Annotated in this window: 20 protein-coding genes; 9 read left to right on the top strand and 11 right to left on the bottom strand. The window is 56.0% G+C overall.

What is annotated here, in order from left to right; genetic code table 11:
- Positions 1-86: 86 nt before the first annotated feature.
- The 3 genes from AC2A6O_RS26575 to AC2A6O_RS26585 all read right to left on the bottom strand — a co-directional run bounded on the left by AC2A6O_RS26575 (position 87) and on the right by AC2A6O_RS26585 (position 5057).
- Complete coding sequence (locus AC2A6O_RS26575; protein ID WP_498931643.1) at positions 87-2372, bottom strand: right-handed parallel beta-helix repeat-containing protein; 2286 nt, start codon at positions 2370-2372, stop codon at positions 87-89.
- Positions 2373-2451: 79 nt separating this feature from the next.
- Entirely contained in the window at positions 2452-4677 is a 2226-nt protein-coding gene (locus tag AC2A6O_RS26580; protein WP_498931645.1) for a tape measure protein, read from the bottom strand.
- Positions 4677-5057, bottom strand: a complete 381-nt coding sequence (locus tag AC2A6O_RS26585; protein WP_498931647.1) for a hypothetical protein — start codon at positions 5055-5057, stop codon at positions 4677-4679. The genes AC2A6O_RS26580 and AC2A6O_RS26585 overlap by 1 nt, the downstream gene beginning before the upstream one ends.
- Positions 5058-5228: 171 nt before the next feature.
- Here AC2A6O_RS26585 and AC2A6O_RS26590 point away from each other — a divergent pair, with 171 nt between their 5' ends.
- On the top strand, positions 5229-5498 hold the full coding sequence (locus tag AC2A6O_RS26590) for a hypothetical protein (protein WP_498931649.1): 270 nt from the start codon (positions 5229-5231) through the stop codon (positions 5496-5498).
- A 26-nt stretch (positions 5499-5524) separates the two neighbouring features.
- On the top strand, positions 5525-5989 hold the full coding sequence (locus tag AC2A6O_RS26595) for a hypothetical protein (protein ID WP_498931651.1): 465 nt from the start codon (positions 5525-5527) through the stop codon (positions 5987-5989).
- 11 nt (positions 5990-6000) lie between these two features.
- On the opposite strand, the gene AC2A6O_RS26600 is transcribed toward AC2A6O_RS26595, so the two are convergent.
- The 8 genes from AC2A6O_RS26600 to AC2A6O_RS26635 all read right to left on the bottom strand — a co-directional run bounded on the left by AC2A6O_RS26600 (position 6001) and on the right by AC2A6O_RS26635 (position 13009).
- Entirely contained in the window at positions 6001-6396 is a 396-nt protein-coding gene (locus tag AC2A6O_RS26600; RefSeq protein ID WP_498931652.1) for a hypothetical protein, read from the bottom strand.
- A gap of 118 nt (positions 6397-6514) precedes the next feature.
- Positions 6515-7672, bottom strand: a complete 1158-nt coding sequence (locus tag AC2A6O_RS26605; protein WP_498931654.1) for a phage major capsid protein — start codon at positions 7670-7672, stop codon at positions 6515-6517.
- Between the two features lie 14 nt (positions 7673-7686).
- Positions 7687-8532 carry a head maturation protease, ClpP-related gene (locus tag AC2A6O_RS26610; protein ID WP_498931656.1) on the bottom strand — a complete coding sequence of 282 codons (846 nt, stop codon included), beginning with the start codon at positions 8530-8532 and terminating at the stop codon, positions 7687-7689.
- Complete coding sequence (locus tag AC2A6O_RS26615; RefSeq protein ID WP_498931658.1) at positions 8513-9010, bottom strand: MerR family transcriptional regulator; 498 nt, start codon at positions 9008-9010, stop codon at positions 8513-8515. The genes AC2A6O_RS26610 and AC2A6O_RS26615 overlap by 20 nt, the downstream gene beginning before the upstream one ends.
- 152 nt (positions 9011-9162) lie before the next feature.
- Complete coding sequence (locus AC2A6O_RS26620; RefSeq protein WP_498931660.1) at positions 9163-10044, bottom strand: hypothetical protein; 882 nt, start codon at positions 10042-10044, stop codon at positions 9163-9165.
- 129 nt (positions 10045-10173) lie between these two features.
- Positions 10174-11286: an AAA family ATPase gene (locus AC2A6O_RS26625; RefSeq protein ID WP_498931662.1), complete on the bottom strand. Its 1113-nt coding sequence runs from the start codon at positions 11284-11286 to the stop codon at positions 10174-10176.
- Positions 11287-11531: 245 nt separating this feature from the next.
- A complete protein-coding gene (locus tag AC2A6O_RS26630) occupies positions 11532-11741 on the bottom strand; it encodes a helix-turn-helix transcriptional regulator (RefSeq protein ID WP_498931663.1) in 210 nt (69 codons plus the stop codon).
- A 74-nt stretch (positions 11742-11815) separates the two neighbouring features.
- Positions 11816-13009, bottom strand: coding sequence for a tyrosine-type recombinase/integrase (locus tag AC2A6O_RS26635; protein ID WP_498931666.1), 1194 nt, complete (start codon positions 13007-13009; stop codon positions 11816-11818).
- Positions 13010-13281: 272 nt separating this feature from the next.
- On the opposite strand from AC2A6O_RS26635, the gene AC2A6O_RS26640 reads away from it, so the two are divergent.
- The 7 genes from AC2A6O_RS26640 to AC2A6O_RS26670 all read left to right on the top strand — a co-directional run bounded on the left by AC2A6O_RS26640 (position 13282) and on the right by AC2A6O_RS26670 (position 21888).
- Positions 13282-14544, top strand: a complete 1263-nt coding sequence (locus AC2A6O_RS26640) for an MHYT domain-containing protein (protein ID WP_498931668.1) — start codon at positions 13282-13284, stop codon at positions 14542-14544.
- Positions 14545-14966: 422 nt separating this feature from the next.
- Entirely contained in the window at positions 14967-15833 is an 867-nt protein-coding gene (locus tag AC2A6O_RS26645) for an FAD binding domain-containing protein (protein WP_498931670.1), read from the top strand.
- A 22-nt stretch (positions 15834-15855) separates the two neighbouring features.
- On the top strand, positions 15856-16365 hold the full coding sequence (locus AC2A6O_RS26650) for a (2Fe-2S)-binding protein (RefSeq protein WP_498931672.1): 510 nt from the start codon (positions 15856-15858) through the stop codon (positions 16363-16365).
- The gene (locus AC2A6O_RS26655; RefSeq protein WP_498931674.1) at positions 16362-18782 is read left to right on the top strand and encodes an aerobic carbon-monoxide dehydrogenase large subunit; all 2421 of its coding nucleotides are present in this window, start codon (positions 16362-16364) and stop codon (positions 18780-18782) included. The genes AC2A6O_RS26650 and AC2A6O_RS26655 overlap by 4 nt, the downstream gene beginning before the upstream one ends.
- A gap of 130 nt (positions 18783-18912) precedes the next feature.
- On the top strand, positions 18913-19794 hold the full coding sequence (locus AC2A6O_RS26660) for an AAA family ATPase (protein WP_498931676.1): 882 nt from the start codon (positions 18913-18915) through the stop codon (positions 19792-19794).
- A gap of 3 nt (positions 19795-19797) precedes the next feature.
- The gene (locus AC2A6O_RS26665; RefSeq protein WP_498931678.1) at positions 19798-20997 is read left to right on the top strand and encodes a vWA domain-containing protein; all 1200 of its coding nucleotides are present in this window, start codon (positions 19798-19800) and stop codon (positions 20995-20997) included.
- An 18-nt stretch (positions 20998-21015) separates the two neighbouring features.
- Entirely contained in the window at positions 21016-21888 is an 873-nt protein-coding gene (locus tag AC2A6O_RS26670; RefSeq protein WP_498931680.1) for an XdhC family protein, read from the top strand.
- Positions 21889-21890: the final 2 nt, after the last annotated feature.

Below are 21890 nucleotides of genomic sequence, written 5' to 3' on the forward strand. Positions count from 1 at the left end.
CTTCGACATCCCTGATCTCCTTCTCGTCGAAGACCAGAAGACAACAAATCGTAGCTTACGTCAGTGTCCGATTTCCGGGGAGTAGCTCAAATGTCCCCTGCCGAAGAAATGTAGACGTTAGCCGCCGCCGCGATAGTACCGGCGTACGAAGCTCGCGATGCGAGGCCCCTGGTATTGGTGCCTGAGTCTACGAACGACAATCCGCTAAGGTTTGTGTACTCGTTTGAGTGCTCCCTAACGCCGGTCACGTTTGCCGCGACCACGACCCCGTCGTGCACGCCGTCGATTGTGTTGTTGCTGATAATAGAGTTGTCAGCGCCAATCATCACCGAACCGCCGACATAAGAGGCATTAATCCCAACGGTTTCATGGCCCGATGTCGTCGTTTCCGACCAATCAACCATAGTTATGGAGTTTCCAGTAACGACACAATTCGGAGCACGGACACGAACAGCTGCAACCGTACCGATGGTTTGCGCTGCGCCGTCGCTTATCCGCCTGCTGAAGTCCTCGAATTTGTTGTTTGCGATGACGCTTCCAGCGCCATTGGCTCCAATATCAATCGGCCATTCCTGGATCTTTTTGAAATAACAGGCCGTCACTGTCATTTCTTCGCCGCCGTTGTCGTCCAGCCCATCTGCTGTCGGGTTGTAGACAGCACGGCCACATTCCTCGAACGTGCAGCCTGTGATCAGTGTGTTTTTCTTGTTCCTCTTTGCCCCGATCGCATTCTCGCACCTGTAGAAGTGACACCCAATGATCTTGGTATTTTTCCCGCCTGACGCGGAGAGGTAGACACCAAGATCAGGCGCACCAATAAACAGACTTGAAGCAATGATGACTGTGTCGCAACTCGTGGCAAAAACGGACTGGTCGCCTCCACCAACACCGATTGCGTCCCCGCTCGGCGTGGTTGTTCCATGATCCCAGATGTTGTCACGAAGATTAAGACGCATCCCGCCAAGGCTGACCCCGCCAATTGTGGGAACACCTGACGTTGCCGCGGTCGTATCACTCAGATCGACGCGCCAACCACTAAACTCGAAGTCGTTTGTATCGTCTCCTGTGATGCGGAGAACGGTTCCAGGTTCATCTGCAGACTGTGCCGTTGCAGAGCGGATATCGTTATCAGCGAGGATCGTCGCGCCGTTGCCGATAAACCGCAAAGACTGAGACAGACCTTCACGAACGATTGCTTTCGCCTCGTCCACATCGTCGGGGTCATAGCTGGCAAAAAGATAGGTTGCGCCCGGAGAGCCTGAGAAGGTTGTGACACCGGTCAGCAAACCAAGATCGATCATCAAGCGCCAAGCCGGGCCGACATCTGTCGCACCAGTGTCATCAGCCCCAAACCATTCGGGCCGGTAGCCGTCCGGACCAAGCATGCGAACCCAAGCGCCGGAAGATGCTGCTATCGCGGTCGCTTTCACATAGACACCTTCAGCGGTGTCTTCAGCAACTTGCGTCGAGAAGTCGCCCGACTGAAAAACAAAATGACCGGTCCGACCAGCTTCTTTCAAATAGGCCACGGAGTTTTTTGAAGTGTCGACGGCTTTGAGCTCTGTGCGGTCAGACACATTCAGGATTACAACGTTGTTCGCAATTTTGGACAACGTGATGGAACCGTCGTTGACAACGCCGTCAAGAATTTCCAGCCAATCACCAGAACCTCCCGAAACCGGATTATCACCGGTCGCAGATGCAACTTTCAGCTGGTACCACTTATCATCGGAACCGGTAACCACCTGTCCTTCGGTGTAAGTCGTTCCGTTATCATACGCACCCTGGTGGTCAAACTGCGCACCCTCTGCAGAGCTGATAAGCTGACGCCATTCCGAACCGGAGCGGAAAAACACTGTACCAACGCCATCAACAATGTCTCCGATAGCGAGATTTGCCCCTGATGCGGCTTTAACACTTTCAGCACTATCGCCATTTAGAGCGATGGTTACAGTCGCACTGGTGTTGGTTCCAGGCGGATCAGGCAAGACAAGGACCAGCACTTCGGCTGGATCGACACCAGCGTCTGTGTCAGCCGTAATAGCATTCGCCGTGCCGCCAATATTGGTCAGCACCGCAGCCGTGTCAGGAAATCCGCGAAGCTTGGTCCAGGAGCCGCTCAACGACTGATACATGCCGTTGTTCGCCCCCGTAGAATCCGCGACAACCCAAGCCATCTGGTTATCTGTGGCGCCTGTATTGGCGTCGAGCTGAGCCTTCGTGCTATAAATCAGCGCGCCGAGAGATGCGCCCACAGCGAGCTGATTTAGAAGTGCGCGAATGTTTGCCTTTTTGGGCTTGTAACTTCCAGACGACGAAACACCGTCGACGTTGTAATCCCGAAATTCGGTATTTGGAGTGAGAACTGTCATGTAAATTCCAAAAAAATGACGGCGCAATGGCCGTCTCGTTTTAGTAAAAAGTCATTTCTCGAGGCGCTAATCTGATTGATCAACCATTCCTCTTCTTCGCATTCGCCAACAGGCTTGGCATGGACTTATCGACGGCCTTCACGCTAGATTGCACCGCTACCTGAACGATGGATCCGGATCTGGTGCGGATTTGCTGATCAGCAATTTCTGCCATCCTGCCGCTATCGTCCTGAAGGACAATACGAACAACATCATTCGACGCAGAACTGCCGCTGAAAGACGGAATGGACGGAGCGCCAACGGATCCACCATTTGCATAACCGCGGAGCCTCTTGCGCATTGCATCGAGAGCTCCAGGTCCGCCAGCCGCCCTGACCGAGTCCTGATCAAAGACATACTCGCCTTTGTGAACCACGCCGGCCGGCTGGTATTTTCCGCCAGGTCCTGTGTAGCCGCCCTTGTCGTAAGCGCCGAGCAGGCCGCCTAGCAGACTGGTGAATATCCCGCCAATGCCTCCACCGCCTTTACCGGGCATCGGGAACGCGGCGTTAATTGCGATATCGATCAGCTTGTCGCTGATCTTGGTCAGAGCATTGGAAAAGATCTCAGCAGCGTCTTTGCCATCACGAAAGCCGCGAATAATGTCGCCGGCCAACTCTCGCTGGAGGCCAACCATTTCTTCAGCTCGCTCGCGGATTTTATCCTGACTCTCAGCAAGCTTGTTGGACTCTTGCACCGCGGCGGCATATGCCGTGGATAGCCCGTCAACCTGCGCGGCAAGTTGCGGCGTGATTTCCAAACCGTTGCGTTTTGCATCGGCTAAAAGTTGCTGCGCCGTACTGGCTTTGGTGACCGAAAATCCAAAGTCGTCAATCAGCGGGTTAAGCCCACGCTGCGCCTCTGTTTCAGCCTTTAGAGCTTCCGTGCGCTCCCTGATTTGCGCAATGTCGTCAGCGAACTTGGCACCGCCACTCTTCTTGCCGCCACCGCGGCCGCCGCCAGGTTTAGACGGTGGTTTGAAATCTCCGAGAGAAACAGTCTTTGCCGCTTTTCTCCTAGGCCCGTTTCTCGCAGGCGGGCCGTATGAAAGCGGAGCATCACCAAGGCTCGGATTTGGCAACGTGGCTGGAATGTTTGCCGCCTCTGCTCTTAGAGCAGCGAGCGCGCCACGGACTTCGTTGAGCCGTGCTATGGCTTCGGTGTTGTCAACTTCGAGCTTGGTATTATTCTCAATCGCGGCCTGCAGAAGCTCAACTTCGCGCTCCAGGCCCCTGATCTTGGTTTCAGCCTCCGAAACGTCTGGATTTACGACATTTCCCTCTTCGTCCAGAAGGCCGAAAACCTTGTTCAGATCCTCGAATACGGAGGCATTACCGACGTTATTGAGGAATGTTTCAAACGCGCTTCCGGCGTCCTTGATCTTTGTAATGAAACCCGAGATATCGAAATCGTTGATCGCCTTTGCCGCAGCGTCGATACCGCCCGCAAAGTTCTCCGCGGCTCCAGTGCTGTTGTTGAACTCGCGAGTGGACCCGATGAACGCTGTCTGTAGATTTCCAAGTGCCTGGCTAACGGTCAGCTGCGCATCCGCAACCTTGTCTTCAAGGATGCTCGAACCAGCCTCGAAAGCCCGGAAAAAGGCCTCCGACGAAACCTTTCCGTCGACGACCAGCGTGCGGAGCTTTGCGACCGAACCGCCCGCCTCGTCCAACCCGGCCGCAGCCGCCTGGGCGATCGGCAACGCGCCTTCTAGGATGCTGTTGAATTCTTCTGCTCGAACCACACCTGCCCCGAGCGCTTGCGAAAGTTGGAGCAGCGCTCCAGATGACTCCGCGGCCGATTTACCGGATACGCGCAGGGCAACCGCAACCTTATCGGTGAAACCCAGGAGCTCTTCACCCGAGATTCCGAGCTCTTTCTGCACCAAGGCGGCACGGCCGTAGAGTTCGACTAGAGCCTCGATCGGTGCGGCATTCTTGATCGCGCTGTCGCGGAGCTTGCCGTACACGTCGTCCAGCTTTTCACCCGACAGGCCTGCTATCTTGAGGGAGTTGTCAATGCGGGTGGCAGCGTCTGAGAGGCGTTTGAATTGCTGAACAGTAAGTGCAGCGCCGAAGGCTGCGGCCAGGCGCTTGCCGAAGCCGAGGCCTACGCCGTCAAGTTTCTTATCTAAGGCGCGTGCTCTGGTTTCGATTGCGCGGAACTGCTTTGTGGTTTGGCCGCGAGCGCGAACGAGTGATCTCTCGTATTTTGTGATATCCGCGGAAAGCTGAACGACGAGGCGTTCCAAATCCTGTGCAGCCATTATGTCTTGTCGCGCTCCGAAACATACCTGCGCACGAGATCATCGGCATCCAGTTTGGTCTCAGCCGCGGCAAGCGCCAAGCCGACCGCTACCAATGCATCGGCAATTACGATGGCTTCCGCACCCGCCGCGGAAGCCTGCAGCACAAACGTGTCAACGCCAGAGGCAATCTCTTCGAAAGTGAAATTATTGTCTTCGTTCATGGAGACGTGACGGCCGTCGCACGAATAGTCTTTGCTGTTGAGACTATAGGTAGCTCCAACTTCAACAAGAGCTCGGCCAACGTAAAAGGGGGACGCACCCGCAACAATTGCGCCGACCGCAAAGCGGTTAAAGGCCTCTGTGAGTTCTTCATGGGTTATCTGATTTTCAGGGTTCATGTTTTTCCAATCAAAAGTAAAACAGGTTGCAACCTGTTTGGTTAGATGCTTCAGTTGTGCAATCTTTGGGGGAAGAGAATGCGAAAAATTGCCTTTGTGACAATCTGTTGCGTCGCTGTTTCTGCATGTGCTGTAACGCGCCCTGTCGTCGTTATCGGCGATAAAGGCGAAATGCTACGAGGCTCGGCGACAGCCAGTCTTGAAGGCGGGTCTTTCGAGGTATCCGGCAAATGGAATGGTAGGAACCTGACGTGTGCCGGTTCCTATAATTCGCTCGATACGTCGCCCACGATTTCCATGCCGGTTCACTGCAATGATGGCCGCAAAGGCATCGTCATCGCGACACGGTCGAACAGCGGATTGGATGGATCTGGTCGTGTCAGGTTGAATGACGGTACTGAGGCAGACTTCGTATTCGGTACGGCAGCGGCTGCGCTTTAATCTGATCCAATTAGGCGGAAACTATTATGCGAACGAATGTAATTCCAAAAAAATTCTCTGACTTGGAAGCTGGGAATATTTGTATTTACGCGAAAGACAAAGAAACATATCTTGTTCTAGTTGTCGAAGATGGTGAAGACGAAAATGCTTTATTAAAGCTACCATTTGACAAACTACCAGTGTTCGAAAATGTTTCGAATAGTACAATGCTACTTCTGCTCATCGATGCTCGATTTGAGGTAATCGCTTTACCAAACAACATCACAAAACCAGAAGTTCCAGAAGTCGGTAGTCTAGCATTGACGGAATTCGGGCCAGCTCTTGTTGTTCAAGATGAGTTTTCGAGTGGCAAAATGTATCTCGGAATACGTGATGGCAGACACATGAATCCGAAACCGCGCCACTTCTTCGTTTGTTCGCAGTGGAGGGTTACTCAAAAACTTTCAGGAATTGAAAACGAGGCTGTGGTCTACGACTCATCGTCAGAGTAAATTTTTTGAGTTTAGCAGCTCCACTCAAATAGCTCGTCTTCCGGATCTTCTTCCTGGGTCTGGAAATCCACTTTGGAGAAATCTGCCGGTGTCGCGCCCATCTGTCCTAGAATTTGGCGAAATAAGGTCTGCCGCTGAATTCCCACATCAGTTCCTGCCATAATCTGGCCCTGCAAGATCGCAGCCATACCAACAATCACGCGGTGCGATCGATTTAGCCAGGGTAATTTTTGAAAGAGCCTCCAGGCTGACTTAGCCCTGCATTCCGAGGTGTTTTTGATCCAACTTGGTGGTTCGCCAAGTGGCTCTGAGACGAGCGGCTCGCTACGGCTTTTGTAACGGCCGGGATCCTTGTTGATGGAGCCGTCTAACTTCGCCTGAGAGAGGCTTTTTCTAGGTCGTGGCATGTGTCGCCCTCCCCCATCATTTGAATTGCGGATGCGTGCAGAACGGGACCGCGCCGGTCCTAGGCTGGGCGACCCGTGAAGAACCGAAGGGGCATACCCCTCCGGTTGATTTATGGATTTAGGCGGCCACTTTCAGCAGCTTGATGGCTTCAGAATTCGCCACACCACCACCAACGCGGCGGCGGCCGTAAAACTTGGTATAACCCTTAGAGGTCAAAGGATCGCGGAGCAGTTTGATGCCAGGTCGGTCGATAACCGTGTAACCTTCCTCCCAATCACCAAATGCAATTGGAAGCGCGCCAGCACCAACGGCCGGCATTTCTTCTTCGAACTCCACTGGCTTGCCAAGCAGCGTCGGTGGAAGGTCCGCAGAGACACTGTCACGCCAAATATATCGCCCGTTGCCGTCCTTGATCTTATCCACTACGCCTGCGGTTGCGCTCGACATCACCCACTTGGCGTTCCTTCGATAAGGTGCACGTACTGCCCAAAAAAGATCTTTGATGCTATCAAAGTTAACATCAGTTGCCGAACCTGTTTTGACGTGCTGCAACACGCCCCAATCGCGGGTGTCATCATCTGTTTCGACGGAGTCGTAACTCAAGAATCCATGAGGCTTCCCGACACCATTACCGTTAACAAATGCAGCGTTCTCGGTGCGGACAAACTTGCTCGTGATCTTATCAACGACCCATGCGCCAATGTTCCACTGTGAGTCATCGAGCAGTCTTTGCGTCACCTTCTGAAGAGCATAGATTTCATCGAGCGTGATCTTCAACATCATCAGTTTCGGTGTGCTCGTTTCTGGACGTTCATCGGCTTCACCGACCCAACCAGCCCCAGACTCGTCAGCGTCAATTGGTTCCACCCATTCACTGCCCGATTCCATGGTAACGGTGCGGGCCAGTCGGCGCATTGTCACAGCGTCAAACAATTTCATGGTCATCGTCGATGAAACGGCCGGCAGAACCAGATATCCGCCATCAGGATCTGAGCCAACGCTCATCGATGCCTGAATTTCTTTAAGCTTGGAATCGTCGCCATTCGTGATTAGGGCACCGATTGCACAAAACTCGTCACGCAATGCTTGAGCATTCGGAGCGATGTTGTCGTTGTCAGGTTGCCAACCTCCAACACGTTTCATCGAGTTGTCGAGGCGGTCGATCTCGTTTTCCAATGCGGAAAGACCGGCTTCGAAATCCTCGAGCTTACCGTCAGTTTTTGAGCGCAGATCGTCCAGCGCGGCCTGAACAGCCGCGACATTATTGATTGTCAAATTTATCTTCCTGATTATTGAATAGATTGAGCCGCGGCCGATATTGCCGCTGCGATTGCTGCGAGCTCTTCAGCCTCACGCTGCGTTTCCGTCTCGCCGTGGTAGCCGTGCGCCGCCAGCGCCTTGGCTTGCGATCGTGACAACCCTGCCTCACGCAGAGCGGATTCAAGATCGCGAATTGAATTGATTTCCGCCTTGCCGACTTCCGCGGAAAGCGTCTCGGGCGCGTTTGCAAAAACGCTCAAGTCGAACCGGGCCTTAACTGGCGCTGCCTCGAGTTTGGTGTCGGCAAGGCCTGCTTCTATAGCCGCATCAGCGTCCAGCCAGGTTTCTGCCTCCAACATCTTCCTGATGGCGTCCTCTGAATTGCCTGATCGACCTGCATAGGTTCGCGCAAGCGCACCATCGACCTGCCGCAGCACTCCTGCTGTTTCGTTATGTGCGGCTTCGTTGCCGATCGTGCCAGCCCATGCCCTGTGAATCATCAGGAAGCTGTTGCTTGCCATGGCGATCTCATCACCAGACATGGCAATAATGCTGGCCGCCGAAGCAGCCACGCCCGTGATTTCAACCCTCACGTGGCCCTTGTGGTCTCGCAGGTCGTTAAAAATCGCCAGGCCATCGAAGACGGATCCGCCAGGGCTGTTGATGCGCAAGACAACATCGCCGGCACCGCGGAGTTCGTCGCGGATATCTTTGGCAGAGACTCCATAAGCGCCAATCTCGTCGTAGACTTCAATTACCGTCGCGCCATCGCGTTGCTGCGCTTTGAAATCTCGGCCTGTTGCGCGATTGAAAAAGCGTTGAGGAGCTACTTCAAGCTCAGGGACCTCGATGCGCTCAGGCCGCATAGAGCTCATCTTCCGTCATCGCGCCACAATACAAGGCTTCGCAGTTCTCAGCCACCGACTGGTAGTATTCGCCAACAGGGACGACGATACGAGAACCAGTTTCCGGGCCGTCGAGCTCGAACGAGATTACTTTGTCGTGCGCGATTTTCCGTCGCGAGACGCCGTCGCACGCGTGGAAGGCGGTATCGATGGCGGCATGAGGCGAATAACCGGCCGCAACCAGGTCGCGCACAACCCGGAGGACATAGACTTCATGCCCGGTGAACATCACGCGGCCGTCGCGCTGCTTTTCGCCTACTAGGCAGATGGCAGTTCGCTGTAGCCAGTTGCGAAGCGTGGTTTCTGAGGTGGCAGCGATTGCCGCGGCCTCTTTCACCGAAAATGCAGCATCGGTCATGCAGGAGTGGGGTTTGGCGGTAATCGGAACGTCAGCGCACACATCGGCACCGCCTCCGGCTTTCAATAATTCGTCGTTGACCAGAACCATTTCATTGGCGGCCTTTCGTCATTGGATTAATCGTTGTCTTGGCAAAAAAAGTCGTCCTTTTCCTCAATAAACAAGACGCGAGGAAAAGGACAAGTAAGTCGACCTTGCTGGTACCATCCAGCAGGAGTACAGGCAGCTAAACCACCTACTTACTATGCGTTCAATGCACGGAATAATGGATGTTTCTCGAAGATTAGTTCCGACAACTTTCGAAGCGCCTTAAAAACCTGCTGCTTTCCGCCTTCTCGACGTGCATATTCTCGAGACTGTCCGAGTGACACGCCGATTTCTGTCATCGTGGCAGAGCTAATGGCCATGTCGAGAATGCTGACGGTTTCGGCGCCTAACCTGGTGCGGAGAGCTTCGAAGTCGAGTTGCCGGATCAGGCGGTCTTCGAACGTGGAAAAGCAGGTTTCGGGAAGTGTTCCGGGGATCTCAGCAGACTTCGGGCACCCTTTGAACTTGTCGCGCATTTGGTAGTTGAGTGTCGGGTATTGCCAAGATCCGCGACGAAATTGGTATCTCAGTTCGCCCTCCCAATCGCGCGCCGCTCTCAGCCACTCATTTGGCGGCGATGTCATCTTTTCGGCTATGAAGTCTAAGGTCGGTTCGATCCTGAAAGCTGACTCGGGGTCACCAATGGGCACATATCGATCAGCCTCATCATCAAATTCCTTGCCGGCCTCTGACGTCATCGGCTCAAGATCAGACAATCGATCCCATTGGTCGAGCGCCAAAAACATCGCACCAACATCGATATATTCGCGCGTCACACCTTCAGCCGATAAAATGCGGAGCTTTCGCTCCAATAGCACCCGCGTTGGCCAAGCCTTTCTCTGGTCACCATTGCGCATCGCCAAGGCATAGGCCGCGTCAGCAACAGGGTTTTGTACCCAGGCGCGGCGGGCCGCCAGATCATTATGAAACTGTGCAGCGTGAATCGGTGCGCGGGATGCCCGCTTCGGTAGACGAATATGAGGGATATGCTTGGTGCGGTTGGATGGCTGGCTGGCCGCCCTTATGGATGGTTTCACTTCCAGATTCCTTGAGATTTGCGAAAGTCCGAATTGCTCTAACCACCCTCCTCAGAGTCCTTATAGTCCTGAGTCTTAGGACTCTGAGGAGTCTAAGGGGGTGTGTTAGAGAGTTTGAGACTTTCGCAGTCACGGACTTGCGCACGCCTCTTCGACAGCGGCCCGGTAACAGCCGTATCCAAACTTTTGAGCCTCTCCGGCTTCAACCATTTTGGCGATAAGGTAGTTGACGTTCCCAACCTTCATGCCTGTCTCTTTCGCGATTTCCGCGGGTGACAGCGGCAAGTCGGAACCCTTCAGCGCCTCCATAATTTGGCATCGCTGATCGGAGCGTTTCACGTCGGCAGCATTGCCAAGGACTGACCATTTGCCGGATTCGAAGCTGAGAGCTTTCTCAATCTCTTCAACATCACGCCCGCGGCCATAGAGTTTCGGTCCGTCCGACGTACGGTCGAGCACAAGGATGGAATCCGCTGCGCCAGTTAGACCGTTTGTGCCCGTAATCATTTCCAGCGGATCGTCTGCGGCCATCTTGCGCACGTGCGTGACGACGACGACGGCCAGTCGGTGCTCCCCGGCGTACTTCTGCAAGGGGGATAGCGCCTCATAATCGGCGCTATACGAGTCCTGGTTCCGGCGTTTTTCCGCCCGCACCATCGCAAGCGTGTCGATGATAATCAGGCGGGGATTTTCGACACCTTGTCGCCACGTCTCCAAAGCCTCAATGAGGCCAGTTCCAACCTTCGGGGCCTCTGTGAGAAGTGAGAGACGAGAGACATCTGGCCGGATGGATTTGAGTCGTGGAAGGAGCGCGTTTAAGCGGTCCTGAAGGCGGCGCTGGTTATCCTCCAAGGCGAGGTAAATCGCGTCACCCTGCTCGCAATCCGCACCAAGGGATTTGCCACCCGACGCAACAGCGATTCCGAAGTCCAACGCCAACCAGCTTTTGCCAAGCTTCGGCCGTCCGCCAAGGATTGTGAGCCCTTCGGCGACGTATCCCGGCACCACATATTTTATGGGCTCAAATTCCAACTCGAGGAGGGATTGTGCATTGATGAAAGCTGACGGCTGTTCTGGTTTTGATTTCTCGCTCAAGACTGCAGCCTTCGCGGCTACCGCCTGCCGGACCCAACCCATGATTTTGGGATCAATCTCCTCGAATTCATCTCCGAGTTCATATTCCCGTCGCGGCAGGGTGGCCGGATCTTTCCATTCGAACGGCTCAATCGTCGGCAATTTCAAATCGGGATACCCCCTCAAACGCCTCAACTGCGGCGCGTGTAATTTTTTCGTTCAATTCAGGTGTGAAAGTAGCGACAGGTGTTCGCCCGTAAGACGGCGAGAAGACCCGCCAGCCAGCTGCTGAGTCCTTCAGCATGAGATTGAAAAACCTCATGCCGAACGGAGTCTCTACGTCGAAGCGCGCGACAACGTTTCCGCCCCCTGGGTGTGGGCGGATGTCAAGTATGTTCATTGGATTCCTTGGATTATTGAAGGATTCTGCTTGAGATGCGCTCGTCAATCCAGGCTTGAACCTCTGAGCGCACGAAAGCGATCCGCTTAGCACCGAGCTTCACGGCTTGCGGAAATTCGCCTCGCGCACGTCTCTTATTGATTGTTGTGTGGCTCAGCGTAGTCAATTTGGCAGTGTCTGCCATAGAAATGAGACGAGGTGGATTTGCGCTTACTGAATTCATTCAAGACCTCCTTTGCAGATAACAAGAATGTATGCAGTAGTGTCAGTATCGTCATCTTGGGCTTTTTGAAATAATTAGTTTGACAGATTTTCAGGATGTGCACTTTTTCTGCAATAGTTGCTCCATTCGACCATTAAGGCGCGCCTTTTTTCCAAGGCATCGCCGCGCCGATATGCACGTTCAACCTCATTGCCAACTTGGTGCGCCAATGCCATCTCCGCAATTTCACGTGCAAACGAAGTTTCTTCGCCAGCCCAGTCGCGGAATGTACTTCTTAGGCCGTGAAGTGTTGCGGCCTTGTCTGGTGATGCCAGCCTCAACGCCTTCGTCATTGCGGTGGCGCTCACTGGGCTTCCATTTTTGCCGCCCGCAAAAACCATTGCGTTGGTAGCGCGCCGCTGCATTTCTTTGACGATCGCGATCGCGCGGTCGCACAACGGAACCCGGTGCTCTTTACCCGCTTTCATCCTTTCAGCCGGCACGGTCCAGATAGCCGCATCCAGATCGAACTCGGCGAAGTCAGCGCCCCTCACCTCTCCTGTGCGGCTGGCAGTCAAGGCGGCGAATTCAACGGCACGCGCGGCAACTCCTTTGGATCCACGAAGGCATTCAATAGTCTCGGGAGCAAGCCTGTAGTCCAAGGCCGCATGGTGTCCTCGTGCGAGCTTCTGAGGTGCGGGCAGCACCTTGTTCAGCAACCCCTTCCAACGGGCCGGATTTGCCGTCTTGCGCCACTCATGCGCTATTGCGTAGTCAATCACCGCTTCAATGCGACCGCGAAGCCTGGACGCCGTTTCTGGGCGTTCTTTCCAATGCTCTAGGAGAACGTCTTTTACGTCGCCCATGGCAATCTCTGCCACCGGCATGTCATGGAGAGGTTTGGCATATTCCTTAAGCGTCATATGCCATTGATCGCGATGTTTTTCATTTCGCCATTCTGAAGCTTTTGAATCCAGCAAATCCTTCATACATTTCTTGAAGGTGATCACGTCTACCTTGCATTTCGTGCCACGTGGGTCTTCCCCTCGCGCAAGACGTTCTCGAACCTCATCAGCCTTTTCGCGCGCGAGCTTCAGCGAAACGGGTGCCGTGCCGCGGCCGTATCCACCAAGTCCAATCTCGTTGCGTTTGCCGCTGCGCTTCCAAACGAACACCCAATTTCGACTGCCGCCCTTCTGAACGCGGATCCAAAGTCCGTCGCCGTCGCCATAAATTCCGGGCTTATCTAGGCTGCGAATTCTGGCTTCTGATAATTTGTAGCGCGCCAATTTTGTTCCCCGTTGTCATAACCGCCGCTATGCATTTAGGGAAAATACCGACTTTTGGCACCTAATGTGTCAGTAGTTTCAATAGTTTCATAGAAATCACGGACACCCTCACCGCCATTTTTCAATTTCACCTTCAGTATCTCGAATCCGAAAGCCGATGGCGGTTTTGGCGCAACTCGCAGTTTGATGCGTATTTCTCTTTCCCCTATCATCTGAACCTTGAGGAACCCGTCGCTCGATGCGGCGGCGGCTACTGGGAGGAGATAGCCGGCATGTCGGTGATGCACGAGCCCTGGCTTGTTGCGCTGTCCTTGTTGATGGCTTTTCAGGGCAGTTTTGTGGGTCTGAACCTTGCCATTCAGGTAAGAAACGCGGTTGATCAGCGTCGGCGGCTTCTGCTTGCGGGGGCTGCGCTGACGCTAGCGCTTGCCATCTGGTCCATGCATTTCGTCGGCATGCTGGCAGCGCAATTGCCGGTCGCTGTCGACTTTCTTGTTTTGCCGACGCTGTTGTCGTTTCTCGTCTGTGTTCTCGTTGTCGGCATTGCGGTTTTTGCCGCCAGCAATGCGCGCCTGACGCCTGTTCGGCTTGGCTTGTCCGCTTTCGTCATGGGAAGCGGTATCTGCACCATGCACTATCTCGGCATGTATGCCCTTTACGGGTCTTTGCGCATGCAGCATGACCCTGCCTACGTCTTTGCAAGCTTCCTGATTGCCTTCAACGCTGCCGGGCTTGCCATGTGGCTTCTTTTCGGGCTCGGCCGCCGCCCGCCTCTGGTCATTTCGGCGGCGGTTCTGGCACTTGCGATTTCGGCCATGCACTACACGGCCATGGCAGGGTTGACCTATGAAACACGGCAACCGATTGCCATGGGGCTTGCTCCGGCACTGAGCCCTGGAATGCTCGCCATTCTGGTTTCCTGCGTTGCGTTTCTTGTGTCTGGTCTGTTTCTTCTAGCGCTTGTTCCCGCGCAGGAAGATGAGACCGATTCCTCAAGGCAAACCAACACTGAGCCTGAAAACGCCCTGCAAGGAACAGGCGCGGAAAAGACGGATCTGTCAGAGCGACCCGTGTCAGCGACAACAGGCAAGTCAGCGTCCGGTTTACAGGCGGCAGCGCAAGCTGTTCGGCCGGGGCAACCTGCTGCCAAGGGAATGCTGCCGATTGAGCGGGATGGCCAGAAGACCAAGATTGGCATTGTAGACATTTGCGCCGTTCATGCGGATGCGCATTACACGCGCATCTGTGACGGCAACAGGGAGTTCTTCTGCCCCCTTTCCATCAGCGAGGCGGAACAGCAGCTTGATCCGAAAATTTTCAACCGGGTTCACCGCAGCCACATCGTCAACCTCAACCGTGTTGTCAGCTACAAGCGCTCCGGTGACGGCGGCGTTCTTGTTCTGGCCGGCCAGGCTGCGCAAAGTGTTCCAGTCAGCCGGTCTCGCTGGAGACGGGTGAAAGCGCGTCTGAAGACGCTTGGTCAAAACCGGCATCAAGGCCATGCGGGACGCGAACAGCCAGTTGCCGCGCAATAAGAACAGTTCCGCTTCGCTGACTTAGTCGTGTTGCAGTGCGTTTTCGGACTGAAAACACGCCGTTCGTGCAAACCTGCATGGTTGGAGGGCTTCCTTTGTGATTTGCCCTCGGCGCAGGAAAAGACACGGGAAGTCCCTGAAACTAAAAATGCCTTTCATGAATTTCGTGATTTTTCTTCATGATATGCGACAGCAAAACTGACGCAATTCGTGCAAGGCAATCCGCCGTCCGTGTGGACTTGCGAGCCGTTTGTGCAAGCAGCCTTGAGTGTGCGCCGCACCCTTCCGCACCCTTTGCAAATGTGAACTGTCCAGCCGTTTTGCGTCTGGATACGACATTGCCGGCCGAGGGTGAACCGTTGTCGTGGTTCGCAACGCTCGGCATCCGGTCCTTTTGCGGCCGGCAGAGGGAGGAGAAAGACGTGATACCTGGTGCATTCACCTATCACCGGCCATCGTCCGTTGCAGAAGCGGTAGCGATCCTGGTCAGTCATGGCGACGAGGCGCGGCCCCTGTCAGGCGGACATAGCCTGATCCCCATGATGAAGCTGCGCATGGCGGCGCCGGAACATCTGGTCGACCTTGGCGGCATCGCCGATCTCAAGGGCATTACGGATGACGGCAGCACGATCACCATTCGCGCCATGACGACGCAACACGAGTTGATTGCCTCGGACCTGCTTGCACAGAAACTGCCGATCATTCGTGAGACGGCGCTTCTGATCGCCGATCCGCAAATCAGGTACGTCGGCACGCTCGGCGGCAATGTCGCCAATGGAGATCCGGGCAACGACATGCCGGCGCTGATGCAGTGTCTGGATGCTGCCTATGTCCTGACCGGTCCGGATGGCGAGCGCGACGTTCCGGCGCGGGATTTCTATGAAGCGGCCTATTTCACCGCTCTTGCTCCGGAAGAAATTCTGACGGCCGTCAAAATTCCCGTCCCGCCAGCGGGCCACGGCTACGCTTATGAAAAGCTGAAGCGCAAGGTTGGCGACTATGCAACGGCTGCTGCGGCCGTGGTACTGACCCTGGACGGTGGCACCGTCACCTTCTGTTCCATCGCGCTCACCAATGTCTCCGATACGCCCCTTTATGGGCAGGAGGCCGGCGAGATCCTGACTGGCTCCACATTGGATACGGCAACCGTTGCCCGCGCTGTCGCGGCGGCTGAAGCCATCACCGAGCCCGCATCGGACGGACGGGGACCTGCGGAATACCGAACCAAGATGGCCGGCGTGATGCTGCAGAAGGCTCTCTCAAGAGCTGCAACACGCGCCGCAAGCTGAACCGGGACCCAGGAGATAAATCATGAGCGATATCGAACAGATCCCGGTCACCATGACCGTCAACGGCAAGAAGGTGCAGCGCTTCGTGGAACCACGCACGCTACTGATCCACTTTCTGCGCGAGGATCTTAACATCACCGGACCGCATATCGGCTGCGAGACCTCCCATTGCGGAGCTTGCACGGTGGAACTGAATGGTATGTCGGTGAAATCCTGCACCATGTTTGCCGTGCAGGCAGACGGCGCCGAACTCACCACCATTGAAGGCATGGCCAATGCGGATGGCACCCTATCCGCGCTTCAGGAAGGGTTTCGGCAGATGCACGGGCTGCAATGCGGCTTTTGTACGCCGGGCATGATCCTGCGCGCGCACACGCTGCTGAAGGAAAACCCGAACCCGACGGAAGAGGAAATCCGCATGGGCATTTCGGGAAACCTCTGCCGCTGCACCGGTTACCAGAGCATCGTCAAGGCGATCCAGTATGCCGCTGCCAAGCTGAACGGCACTGAATTTCAGGAGGCTGCAGAATGAACGACATGACCCCGACACGGGAACAGCGTGAGGCCGCCCTGGAAGGTATGGGCTGCAAGCGCAAGCGCGTGGAAGATATTCGCTTCACGCAGGGCAAGGGCCAGTATGTCGACGATCTGAAGTTGCCCGGCATGGTGTTCGGCGATTTTGTCCGCTCCTCCCATGCCCACGCGAAGATCACCAAGATCGACGCCTCCGAGGCCCTGAAACTGCCTGGCGTGATCGCCGTTCTGACGGCGGAAGATCTGAAAGGCGTCAACTTGGCGTGGATGCCGACCCTGGCCGGCGACGTGCAGATGGTGCTGGCCGACGGCAAGGTGCTTTACCAGAACCAGGAAGTTGCCTTTGTGGTGGCCGAAAACCGCTACGTCGCCGACGATGCCATTCAACTGGTGGAAGTCGAATACGAAGAGCTTCCCGTCCTGACCGATCCCTTCAAGTCGATGGACCCGGATGCCCCTGTTCTGCGGCCGGATCTCGATGGCAAGACAGAAGGGGCCCACGGGCCGCGCAAACACCACAACCACATTTTCACGTGGGAAGTGGGCGACCGCGAGGAAACCGACAAGGCCTTTGAGGAGGCCGATGTCACCATCAAGGAACTGATCTCCTATCACAGGACGCATCCCTCACCGCTTGAGACCTGTCAGTGCGTTGCGTCCATGGACAAGATCAAGGGTGAGCTGACGGTCTGGGGCACGTTCCAGGCCCCTCATGTCATCCGCACGGTCGCCTCGCTTCTGTCGACCATCCCCGAGCAGAAGATCCACGTGATTGCACCGGATATCGGCGGTGGCTTCGGTAACAAGGTCGGGGCTTATCCGGGTTACATCTGCGCCATAGTTGCCTCAATCGTCACCGGCGTTCCTGTGAAATGGGTCGAGGACCGGATGGAGAACCTTTCCACTACCTCTTTCGCCCGCGACTATCACATGACAGCTGAAATCGCCGCGAAGAACGACGGTACTGTTACCGGGCTCAAGGTGCATGTTCTGGCCGACCACGGCGGCTTCGATGCCTGCGCCGACCCGTCGAAATGGCCGGCAGGTTTCTTCAATATCGTGACCGGTTCCTATGATTTTCCGGCCGCGCATCTGGAAGTCGACGGCGTCTACACCAACAAGGCGCCCGGCGGAGTGGCCTATCGGTGTTCGTTCCGCGTGACGGAAGCTGCCTATTGCATCGAGCGGGCCATGGACATTCTGGCCCAGAAGCTCGACATGGATCCTGCGGACTTGCGGATGAAGAACTTCGTCAAGTCAGAACAGTTCCCTTATCACTCGGCCCTCGGCTGGGAATATGACAGCGGCGACTATCACACCGCCATGCGAAAGGCGATGGACACCATTGGCTATCGCGAGTTGCGCGCCGAACAAAAGGCCAAGCAGGAAGCCTTCAAACGCGGTGAGACCCGCGAGATCATGGGCATTGGCGTTTCGTTCTTTACCGAGATCGTCGGCGCCGGTCCGTCCAAGAATTGCGATATCCTGGGTGTCGCAATGTTCGACAGCGCCGAAATCCGCGTTCACCCGACCGGCTCGGTGATTTCCCGCATGGGCACCAAATCGCAAGGCCAGGGGCACGAGACCACGTGGGCCCAGATCATCGCGACAGAAATCGGCATTCCGGCAGCCGATATCATGGTGGAGGAAGGCAACACGGACACAGCCCCTTACGGTCTTGGGACCTATGGGTCGCGGTCCACGCCGGTGGCCGGTGCCGCGATCGCCCTTGCGTCTCGCAAGATCCGCAACAAGGCGCAGATGATCGCCGCCCATATGCTGGAAGTTTCTGAATACGATCTGGAATGGGATGTCGACGGCTTCCAGGTGAAGGGCAATCCGCAGGCGCGCAAGTCCATGAAGGAGATCGCCTGGGCTGCCTATCATGCCCCGCCTCCGGGCATGGAGCCCGGTCTTGAAGCGGTCAGTTATTACGACCCGCCCAATATGACCTATCCGTTCGGAGCGTATCTGTGCGTCATGGACATCGATGTTGATACCGGTGTTGCCAAGACACGGCGCTTTTATGCCCTCGACGACTGTGGCACCCGGATCAATCCGATGATCATTGAAGGACAGGTCCATGGCGGCCTGACAGAAGCCTTCGCCATCGCGATGGGACAGGAGATCCGCTACGACGAGATGGGCAATGTGCTCGGTGCCTCCTTCATGGACTTCTTCCTGCCGACGGCGGTTGAAACACCTCATTGGGAAACGGATTTCACCGTTACCCCCAGCCCGCACCATCCAATCGGTGCCAAAGGTGTGGGTGAAAGCCCGAATGTCGGTGGTGTGCCGGCGTTCTCCAACGCGGTGAACGACGCCTTCAAGTTCCTCGGGTCAACTCATATCCAGATGCCGCACGACGCATGGCGGATCTGGCAGGCGGCCAAGGATCTTGGCGCGCACGGGTAAAGGGCGCATCACCGCAGGCCGGTTCTGCCGGGAATTGGTCTGCGGTGCCTTTTCGTTCGTCCTCTGATGACCTGATCCCGGATCAGGCCGGGCGAATACGACGGAAGACCTTCTCACCAAACGGATCAGCATGACCCAGACCAAGGATCAGATAGCGCTTCAGCTCTCAGAAGCCGGATATATCGCGGACGAGGGACTTGCGACGGCGCTTCTCCTGACTTCAATGCTCGCGCGCCCGCTGCTTCTGGAAGGTGAAGCCGGGGTCGGCAAGACGGAAGTGGCCAAAGCCCTGGCGCGGCTGGAGAATACCGATCTCATCCGTCTGCAATGCTACGAAGGCCTTGACCGGTCAGACGCCATTTACGAATGGAACTACCAGCGACAGCTACTGGCCATCAAGGCGCGCGAAGGATCGGGTGACAGTGCAGAAACTGTCGAGGAGGCTGTGTTCTCCGAGAAATATCTTCTGGAGCGCCCTCTTCTGGCTGCCATCCGCCGGGACGTGCCGCCTGTTCTGCTGATCGATGAAATTGACCGGGCGGACGAGGAGTTCGAAGCCTTTTTGCTGGAGATCCTGTCTGACTTTCAGGTGTCCATTCCGGAGCTTGGAACGGTTCAGGCAACGTCTATTCCGCGCGTGGTTCTGACCTCCAATGGTACGCGCGAGCTCTCGGACGCGTTGCGTCGCCGCTGCCTCTATCATTTCGTCGATTACCCCTCACCCGACCGCGAAACCCGCATCCTGCTGGCGCGTGTCCCTGGTCTGGATGCCGCTCTCGCCGTGCAGATCGCTGATCTCATGGGCAAACTGCGCAAGGAAGACCTTGTGAAGGTTCCCGGCGTTGCAGAGACCATAGACTGGGCCGCTGCTCTGCTCGGTCTTGGTGCGAAGAACCTGAAGGATAACCGCGAACTCGTTTTCGAAACGCTTTCCTGTGTTCTGAAAACCCGGGAGGACAGTGCCCGGGTCAGCCGTGAAGTCACCGACAGGCTTCTGGGAAAGGTGGCCTGAGCGATGTCTGGCCTTCGCCTTGAAAGCAGTGCAGACATCGGTCCGGTGCTCAGGCTGCGTCTTGCCGGGTTCGTCCATTCGTTGCGCGACAGTGGGTTCAAGGTTGGTTTGGCTGAAACCCGGGACGCGAGCAGGCTGTTGTGTACGCAGGTGATCAAGCGCCCCGACAGTCTGAAAGCCGCTTTTCGCAGCCTTTTTTGCGGTCGGTTGTCCGACTGGCAGCGTTTCGACGAAATCTTCGACGCCTATTGGTCCGGCAAGGGTGTCAAATCGGGCGTCAAGGTCTCCGGTACGAGCACGCGCAAGGGTATGAAGACCATACGCGAGATGATCGATGCGAGTGGACGGCGTCAGGACACAATTGCCGGCGATGTTGAGCGCCTACCCGGGGAAGAGGATGAACTGAGCGATGACACACCCTCCGGGCGGCGGGAGGGAGCAAGCATTGCCGAAAATCTCGGGCAGGTCGATTTTCGGAATCTCAGCGATCCGGACGCGTTGAAGCAGGCGCATGACCTTGCCGAACGGCTGGCCCGGGCCATGCGCATAAGGCTGACCCGCAGGGACAGGCAGAAACGAACGGGCAAAAAGCTGGATCTGCGCAGAACCATTCGGCGTTCCATAGCCCATGGCGGAACGCCTATCGATCTTGTGCGCAAGGGGCCGCGCGAGAAACAGTTGCGGCTGGTTATTCTCCTTGATGCGTCTGGGTCGATGAACAATTACACCGGTGTTTTCACACGGTTTGTGCACGGTTTGCTGGACAGCTTCCGCGAGGCAGAAGCGTTTCTTTTTCACACCCGTCTTGTCCACGTTTCTTCCGCTCTCTCTGAGCGGGATGCAGGCCGTGCACTCGATCGCATGGGACTGATGGCGCAAGGGGTTGGCGGTGGCACGAAGATCGGTGCCGCATTGGCTGACTTCAACAGATGGCACGCTGCCCGTGTCGTCCATTCACGCACCTGCATCCTGATCCTGTCGGATGGCTATGACACCGGTGCACCGGAAGAGCTTGGGGATGAAATGGCAAGGTTGCGGCGACGGTGCCGGCGCATTGTCTGGCTCAACCCGCTGCTTGGCTGGCAGGGATATGAACCGACAGCCGGAGGCATGGCCGCTGCCCTGCCCTACGTCGATTTCTTCGCGCCGGCGCACAATCTCGCCAGTCTTTCAGCCCTGGAACCTTATCTGGCGAGACTTTGAACGATGGGAGATGTTCAGATGAAGCATTCCGTTCCCGTATCCGGCAAAAAAGCCTCGGCTGATGTCGTGCAAGACCTGCCGCGCCTGATGAATCGTTTGCAGGACGAGAACGAACCTTTCGTTCTGGCCACCGTCGTTCGCACCATTTCGGTGACCGCGGCCAAGGCGGGCGCCAAGGCCGTGATAGACCGGAATGGTGACATTGTCGGCGGCTGGATCGGTGGTGGGTGTGCAAAATCGGCTGTCGTCAAGGCGGCAAAGTCCGCCTTTGCGGATGGACAGACCCGACTGATCTCCCTTCAACCCGCAGAACTCCTGGCAGAAATCGGTGTGGCGGCTGGTGACGAACGCGAGGGCATCCAGTTTGCGAAAAACATGTGCCCCAGCCAGGGCACGATGGATATTTTCATAGAACCGGTCCTGCCCCGACCAACGCTTGTGATCTACGGCGCCAGCCCGGTCGCTGTGGCGCTGGCAAACCAGGCACCCGCCATCGGTTTCGATCTGACCTTGTGTGCGCCAGGCGACGATCTGTCGGTTTTTCCAGGTTCAGGTACAAGGGTGGACGGGTTCGAAAGTCCCGTTCCAAGCAACGGCCAGATCTACGCAATCATTTCCACCCAGGGGCGCGGTGATCTTGCGGCCCTGAAGGCAACGCTCATGACGGATGCCCGTCATATCGGGTTCGTCGGCAGTCGCCGAAAAATTGCGGCACTGAAGGAAAAGCTGCGCGAGGAAGGGGTATCGGAACAGACCCTTGATCGGATCAAGGGGCCGGCAGGCCTCGATCTGGGGGCCATTGCGCCGGAAGAAATCGCACTCTCCATCCTTGCCGAACTTTTGATGATCCGCCGAAGCGGGCATCGCGAAGCCGACACTCTCAATGTTTGAAC

This window comes from Labrenzia sp. ATLA3, assembly GCF_057180185.1.

Excerpts from the sequence above, each read along its gene's own strand:
- AC2A6O_RS26575 (WP_498931643.1), bottom strand. The coding sequence starts at position 2,372 with ATGACAGTTCTCACTCCAAATACCGAATTTCGGGATTACAACGTCGAC.
- AC2A6O_RS26580 (WP_498931645.1), bottom strand. The coding sequence starts at position 4,677 with ATGGCTGCACAGGATTTGGAACGCCTCGTCGTTCAGCTTTCCGCGGAT.
- AC2A6O_RS26585 (WP_498931647.1), bottom strand. The coding sequence starts at position 5,057 with ATGAACCCTGAAAATCAGATAACCCATGAAGAACTCACAGAGGCCTTT.
- AC2A6O_RS26590 (WP_498931649.1), top strand. The coding sequence starts at position 5,229 with ATGCTACGAGGCTCGGCGACAGCCAGTCTTGAAGGCGGGTCTTTCGAG.
- AC2A6O_RS26595 (WP_498931651.1), top strand. The coding sequence starts at position 5,525 with ATGCGAACGAATGTAATTCCAAAAAAATTCTCTGACTTGGAAGCTGGG.
- AC2A6O_RS26600 (WP_498931652.1), bottom strand. The coding sequence starts at position 6,396 with ATGCCACGACCTAGAAAAAGCCTCTCTCAGGCGAAGTTAGACGGCTCC.
- AC2A6O_RS26610 (WP_498931656.1), bottom strand. The coding sequence starts at position 8,532 with ATGAGCTCTATGCGGCCTGAGCGCATCGAGGTCCCTGAGCTTGAAGTA.
- AC2A6O_RS26615 (WP_498931658.1), bottom strand. The coding sequence starts at position 9,010 with ATGGTTCTGGTCAACGACGAATTATTGAAAGCCGGAGGCGGTGCCGAT.
- AC2A6O_RS26630 (WP_498931663.1), bottom strand. The coding sequence starts at position 11,741 with ATGAATTCAGTAAGCGCAAATCCACCTCGTCTCATTTCTATGGCAGAC.
- AC2A6O_RS26640 (WP_498931668.1), top strand. The coding sequence starts at position 13,282 with ATGTCGGTGATGCACGAGCCCTGGCTTGTTGCGCTGTCCTTGTTGATG.
- AC2A6O_RS26650 (WP_498931672.1), top strand. The coding sequence starts at position 15,856 with ATGAGCGATATCGAACAGATCCCGGTCACCATGACCGTCAACGGCAAG.
- AC2A6O_RS26655 (WP_498931674.1), top strand. The coding sequence starts at position 16,362 with ATGAACGACATGACCCCGACACGGGAACAGCGTGAGGCCGCCCTGGAA.
- AC2A6O_RS26660 (WP_498931676.1), top strand. The coding sequence starts at position 18,913 with ATGACCCAGACCAAGGATCAGATAGCGCTTCAGCTCTCAGAAGCCGGA.
- AC2A6O_RS26665 (WP_498931678.1), top strand. The coding sequence starts at position 19,798 with ATGTCTGGCCTTCGCCTTGAAAGCAGTGCAGACATCGGTCCGGTGCTC.
- AC2A6O_RS26670 (WP_498931680.1), top strand. The coding sequence starts at position 21,016 with ATGAAGCATTCCGTTCCCGTATCCGGCAAAAAAGCCTCGGCTGATGTC.